Below are 289 nucleotides of genomic sequence, written 5' to 3'. Positions count from 1 at the left end.
GCATTCGTTCGACCCGATGCGCGTGGCCACCCGCACCATTACCGGCCTGAACAACGGCGCCACCACCCAGGAACTGGACGAGCTGTCCATCCGCACCGCCGCCCAGCTGATCGGTGAAGAGCCCGAGTACGGCCGCCTGGCCGCGCGCCTGCTGGCCACCTACATCGCCAAGGAAGTGTCGGGCCAGGAAATCCACGCCTTCTCGCAGTCGGTGGGCCGTGGCCACGAAGTGGGCATGATCAACGACCGCCTGCTGAACTTCGTGCAGACCAACGCGCGCAAGCTCAAC

At 66.1% G+C, this 289-nt stretch carries 1 pseudogene; it reads left to right on the top strand.

Annotated elements, in window-relative coordinates:
- Positions 1 to 289 (top strand): annotated as a pseudogene (locus ACQG3P_RS19305) (ribonucleoside-diphosphate reductase subunit alpha); the annotation flags it as partial.

This window comes from Stenotrophomonas sp. SrG, assembly GCF_050031795.1.
In the GTDB taxonomy this organism is placed as follows: domain Bacteria; phylum Pseudomonadota; class Gammaproteobacteria; order Xanthomonadales; family Xanthomonadaceae; genus Stenotrophomonas; species Stenotrophomonas rhizophila_A.
Note: the sequence above shows the minus strand (reverse complement) of the source record. Positions and strands in the feature narration are given on the sequence as shown.